Annotated in this window: 1 protein-coding gene; it reads right to left on the minus strand. The window is 75.2% G+C overall.

Annotated features, from left to right (window positions below):
- On the minus strand, positions 1-1,267 hold a 1,267-nt coding region (locus tag IEZ11_RS50400), incomplete at both ends, for a SpnB-like Rossmann fold domain-containing protein (RefSeq protein WP_189269855.1).

Consider the following 1,267-nt stretch of genomic DNA (forward strand, 5'->3'; position numbering starts at 1 on the left):
TGGACGAGGAGTCGTTCCCCGGCCTTCAGTCCGGCCAGGTCCACCAGACCGTAGTACGCCGTCAGATACACCACCGGGATCACCGCCGCCTGCTGCAACGACATCCCCTGCGGAACCCGCGCCACCAGCCGCCGGTCGGTCACACCCACCGGCCCCAGCCCGCCGCCCGGGAACATCCCGAACACCCGGTCCCCGACCGCGAGCCCGGACACCCCCGGCCCCGTCTCCACGACGACACCGGCACCCTCGCCCCCGATCCGCGCATCGTCACCCGGATACATCCCCAGCCCGATCATCACGTCCCGGAAGTTCAGACCGCCCGCCCGCATCGCCACCCGGACCTCACCGGCCCGCAACGGCCCGGCCGCCTCCGGATGCGCCACCAGCGCAAGATCATCGAGCGTGCCCCGGCGCGTCACGTCCAGCCGCCACGGCACGTCCCCCGGCGGCGGGGACAGAATCCCGCGCGCCTCACCGGCCCGCACCAGCCGCGGCACACACACCGCACCGTCCCGCACGGCCGCCTCCGGCACACCCCGCGCCAGCGCCGCCACGACCGCCTGGGCAGCCGCGCCGTCCACGCCCCCACCACCCAGGTCCAGCAACGCGAACCGGCCCGGATTCTCGGTACGGGCCGACCGCACCAGCCCCCACACCGCCGACGCCGGCAGGTCCCGCACCTCGGGCCCGGACCGCGCCGCCACCGCCCCGCACGTCACCACGACCAGCTCCGACGCCGCGAACCGCTCCTCGGCCAGCCACAGCTGCGCCCACTGGGCCACCCGGCGCACCACCCGGTGCACGGCCCGCGGCAGCTCCACCGCCGCATCGTCCCCCCCACCGCTGTCCGGCCCGCCCTGGCAGGCCACGAGCACCCGCCCGGGCATCTCGGCACCGCCGTCCAGCGCGGCACGCAACTCCTCGAAGTCGCGGTACACACTCACCCCGCCGAGCGCCTGCGCCAGCCCGAACGGATCCGGCCCCACCACCCCGACCGCCCCCGCCTCCGGCTGCGCCCCACCGGCCACGGCTTCCAGCGGCTCCCACTCGACAAGGTGCAGCGGCTTCGACGACGCACCGCGCGACGCGGAGGCCGCGAGCTGCTGGGTGGTGATGGGGTGGAGGGTGAGTTGGTTGATGGTGAGGGTGGGGGTGGTGGGGTGGTGGGGGGTGGTGGCGGTGAGGTGGTAGGTGGTGGGTGTGGTGTGGTGGGGGGTGTGTCCGGTGGGGGTGAGGGTGGCGTGGAGGGTGGTGGGTGGTTGGGGGG

Origin of the sequence: Streptomyces fuscichromogenes (genome assembly GCF_014645815.1) — a bacterium.
Classification (GTDB): domain Bacteria; phylum Actinomycetota; class Actinomycetes; order Streptomycetales; family Streptomycetaceae; genus Streptomyces; species Streptomyces fuscichromogenes.